The organism is Streptacidiphilus neutrinimicus (assembly GCF_000787815.1).
GTDB classification, from domain to species: Bacteria; Actinomycetota; Actinomycetes; order Streptomycetales; family Streptomycetaceae; genus Streptacidiphilus; species Streptacidiphilus neutrinimicus.
This window is the reverse complement of sequence record NZ_BBPO01000005.1, coordinates 84,534-88,976: the sequence shown is the minus strand read 5'-3', so window position 1 is coordinate 88,976 and position 4,443 is coordinate 84,534. Positions and strand designations below refer to the sequence as shown.

The 4,443-nt window shown below is 72.0% G+C and carries 2 protein-coding genes; both read right to left on the bottom strand.

What is annotated here, in order from left to right; genetic code table 11:
- Nucleotides 1–59: 59 nt before the first annotated feature.
- Nucleotides 60–2,954: a penicillin acylase family protein gene (locus TR48_RS05715; protein WP_042364783.1), complete on the bottom strand. Its 2,895-nt coding sequence runs from the start codon at nt 2,952–2,954 to the stop codon at nt 60–62.
- A 107-nt stretch (nt 2,955–3,061) separates the two neighbouring features.
- Nucleotides 3,062–4,402 (bottom strand): diaminopimelate decarboxylase, encoded by a 1,341-nt coding sequence (gene lysA, locus TR48_RS05710; RefSeq protein ID WP_042364782.1) that lies wholly within the window; start codon nt 4,400–4,402, stop codon nt 3,062–3,064.
- Nucleotides 4,403–4,443: the final 41 nt, after the last annotated feature.

Below are 4,443 nucleotides of genomic sequence, written 5' to 3'. Positions count from 1 at the left end.
GCTCCGCGGCGGAGCCGCAGACCGGCGGAGCCTCGCGCCCTTCAAGAGCCCGGCGGGGCTCAGCGGTGCGAGAGGTACTGAACGACCTGCTGGTAGGTGGGCCGGTTCTGCCAGTTGCTGTCGGGGTCGGTGATGCCGCCCAGCGCGCGCTGGACGATGGAGTCCGCGCACCACTGGTCGCCCGCCGAGCAGATGTCGTCGGCCGGGTAGACCTGGGCTGCGGTCTCCGCCGCGGCCTGCTGGAGGGTGGTGAGCAGGATCTGCCGGCAGGCGGAGAGGCTGCCGCCGCCGCAGTAGGGCTGGGCGAGCGCGTCAGCCGGGTGCTGGCCCAGTACCGCGCGCAGGTCCAGGTTCACGTAGGACCACCAGCCGAACTGGAACGAGGACCCCTTGTGCGGGATGGACTCGTTCGCGTCGACCGGGCCGGTGCTCGGACCGGTCTGGCCGCCGGAGGGGGACTCGTTGATCTGCAGGGCGCCGATCATCGCATTGAAGAGGTCGGACCCCATGCCGGGCTGGAACTCGCCCTGAACCAGCAGCGGCCACCAGGCGTCGAAGGTCTGGATCGCGGACGCGTCGGCGTAGGTGTGGCTGCCGGCGGAGGTCTCCCTGCGCCGGGCGCCGTCCGAGAGCCAGCCCTGGAGCTGGTTGACCAGCACCGCCTGGGTCGGGTCGGTGACCGGGGAGCTGTCGATCACCGCGAGCAGCTGCGGCAGCACGTCCTCGCCGCGCAGGTCGGTGAGCCCGGCCGACTCCATCGCCTGGACCAGGGACGCGCGCGTCACCTTCGGCCCGGACGAGGCCGCGGCCGTGACCAGCGCCTTGACCCGGCTGTCGAGCATGTTGGCGCGGTGGACCGGGCCGTCGCCGAAGTTGGCCGAGGCGAACCCGGGGGCCTGCTTGTTGTTCCAGGAGACGTAGTAGTCCTGGTCGACGCCCTGCGGGTGCTGTGCCGGCGGGATGTAGTCGGCGGTCCAGGTGGTCGGGTTCCAGTTCTGCCAGCTGTAGGCCGGGTCCGCCCACTCGGGCAGGTCGGCCGCGACGTCGGCCGGGCGCACCGGGTTGCGGCCGGAGTTGTAGTAGGCGGTGTGCGCGTCGTCGACGTAGAACCAGTTGAAGGTCAGGTCGATGTGCTGCGCCGCCTGCTGGAAGGTCTGCGGCGAGTCCACCGCGGTCGGGTCGTTGAGCATCTGGAAGCCGATGATCGAGTCGGCCTCGTGCATGTAGGTCGAGCGCAGCGAGGTGTAGGCGACGGGCACGCCGCCGACCGTGGCCCGCGCGGTGACCAGCCCGTACGCGCTGCGGTACATGATCAGTCTGTATGAGCCTGCGGGCGTGCTGTCGGCCGTGGTCGGGCTCCAGGAGTCGTCGCGCTCCAGCGCCGTCAACGGCGTGCAGACGCCGTTGAGCAGGTAGGCCATGGAGTCCTTGGTGGCCGTGCTGCCGTCGGTGTTGCACAGCTTGACGGCGTAGACGTCGTCGATGTCCTGGCCGGCGCTGGTGGCGCTCCACGAGTAGTCCGGGCCGCGCCCGAGCTCGACGTAGAAGCTGAGGCCCGCGAACGCGGCGCCGCGGGCGCTGATGCCCGGCCCCTGGATCTCCTCCAGCATCAGCAGCTGCGGCGCGAAGTAGCCGGTCTGCGGGCCGAAGACGGCGACGGGGTGGCCGTCGTCGGTGTACTTGCCGGAGACGACCAGGGCGTTGGACATGCCGTGCTTGGCCGTCAGCAGGTTGCCCGGCAGCACGCCCTTGTCGAACACGCCCACCAGCGACCGGAGTTTGGCCGGGGTCTTCTCGGCCACGGCGGCGTCGGTGGTCCGGGACGCCGTCTTCGCCGCCTTGGCTGCGGCGGTCGTGGCGGACGCGGCCGAGCCGGTCGGGTCGAAGATCAGCTGCTGCTGCTCGAGCGAACCGGGATCGGGCATCGCGAGGCCCTGCGGGGACGCCGGGTCCTGCCCGTAGGAGAAGCTCTGGCCGTTGTGCACGGTCGTCACCGCGCTCTGGGCCTCGCTCTCCCGGAACGAGTTCCACACCTGGTCGCCCAGCGTGGTCCCGTACTTGGCGTCGGCGGCCTCCTTGACCAGCGCCGACTGCACCTGGTTGCCGCCGCCGCTGCCGAACAGCGCGCCGATGACTGAGGAGAGCGCGACGAGGTCGGTCAGCTTGAACGGCTGGATCGAACCGGCGTTGGTGATCGCGTTGATCTGTCCCGTCAGGTCGTACTCACCGGGGAACGTACGGGAGTTGTACGCCGAGGTGATGTAGGCGTTGATGCCGTCGATGTACGCCTGCGCGTCGGCCAGCGCCTGCTGCCCGCGCGGGCCCTCGTTGGCGACGGCGTCGATCTGCTGCTGCAGTTCGCCCTCGGTGTAGGGGGCGGCCTGCCAGAAACTCTGCTCCAGCTGCCGGTTGGCGGCGGCGCCCCCCGCGAAGCCGCTCAGCTCCCCGCGTCCGACGTGCCGGAAGAGGTCCATCACCCACAGCCGGTCCTGCGCGGCGGCGTATCCGGCCCCGAACTCGGTGCCGTAGCGGGTGGTTCCGGTGATGTGCGGGGTGCCGGTGGCCTTGTCGCGCACGATGGTGACGTCGCTGCGCGGGCTGATGCTGCTCTCCACCTGGTCGGCGGGGACGCCGAACGAGGAGTTGTCGAAGTAGTTGGAGAGGGAGGAGTCGGTCAGACCGGTGTAGCCGTCCACGAGCGAGCTGTACGGCCCGAGTTGGTCGTCGGTATGGGCGGGCCGGGTGCCGAATATCTTGTTGCCGAGGATGTCGGCGAGGGTGGCGTTGCCGTTCTCCCCCGGCGGCAGGATGTCGTTGCACTGGCCCCCGCAGTAGTCCTGCACCGCCGCGGCGGCACGTGGTGGAGCGGCGGCGGCGGGCAGGGCGAGGCTGGTCACCGTGACGAGAGCGGCGGCGCCCGCCACCGCTCTCAGCCACGGAATGAGTCGACGCATGGCGGTACGCCTTCCTGGCAGAGGGATCGTCAGCTGACGATAAGTTAGTTACCCTCGCGTTAGGAAGATGTACGCGCCATGCCATCTCGCGCACAGGGGACGGTCGTTCACAACCCCACGTCGCGGCTCCGGACGTCCGCCAGCGACTCACGGCGGACCAGCAGCCGCGCCGTCCCACCCGTCACGGCCACCACCGGCGGGCGGCCGACGAGGTTGTAACCCGAGGCCATCGACACCTGGTACGCGCCGGAGGCCGGGACCGCGAGCAGGTCGCCCGGCCGGATGTCCGCCGGGAGTTCGACGCCGGAGGCGAGCACGTCGCCCGCCTCGCAGTGACGGCCGACGACCTGCACCGGCCGCAGCTCCGCGCTCGCGGCGCGGCCGACCAGGCGCGGGGCGTAGCGCACGCCGTAGAGCGCCGGACGCGGGTTGTCGCTCATGCCGCCGTCGACGGCGACGAAGGCGTGGCGCCCGTTCTGCTTCACCGTCAGCACCCGGTACAGGGCGACGCCCGCCGGGCCCGCGATCGCGCGGCCGGGCTCCAGCAGCAGCCGAGGCTCGGGGAAGTCCACCGTCGCGCAGGCGGAGCGCAGTTCGGCGCGGACGCGGGCGGCGAGCGCCCGTACGTCGAGGGCGTCCTCCCCCGGCCGGTACGCGATGGCGTGGCCGCCGCCGAGGTCCAGCTCGGGCAGGACCACGCCGTGGGCCTGCCGGGTCCCGTGCATCAGCGCGACCATGCGCCGCACGGCCTGCAGGTACGGCTTCGCGCTGTCGATCTGCGAGCCGAGGTGGCAGTGCAGGCCCACCAGCTCCAGCCGGGGCTGCTCCAACACCCGGGCGATCGCCAGCTGCGCGGTGCCGTCGGTGCTGGAGAGCCCGAACTTCTGGTCCACGGTGCCGGTGCGCACCGCCGGGTGCGCACCGGCGGCGATGCCCGGCGCGATCCGCAGCAGCACGCGCTGTCGCGCGCCGTACGGGACGAGCGCCGCGATCCGGGCGATCTCGGCGACACCGTCGATCACGATCCGCCCGACGCCGAGCCGCAGCGCGGCCTCCAGCTCGTCCGGGCTCTTGGCATTGCCGTGCAGCACCATGTGCTCGGCGGGGAAGCCGGTGGTGACGGCGAGCTCAAGCTCGCCGCGCGAGCAGACGTCGAGGCCGAGGCCCTCCTCCTCCACCCAGTGCGCCATGGCCCGGCACAGGAACGCCTTGGCCGCGTAGTGGATCTCGGCCTCCGGGAAGGCCGCGCGGTAGGCGCGGCAGCGAGCCCGCACCTCGTCCTCGTCGACCAGGTAGACGGGCGTGCCGAACCGCTCGGCGGCGTCGGCGAGGGAGACCCCGCCCACCGTCAGGTCCCCGTCCGCCGCGGGCCGCGTCGACGCGGGCCACACCGGCAACCAGGGCGCGTCCGCCTCGGGCGGGCGCGGGCGAAGCAGCGTGGTCGTCATCGGGGCCTCCACCTCAGCGTCGGGTCGCAACGGCGACGACG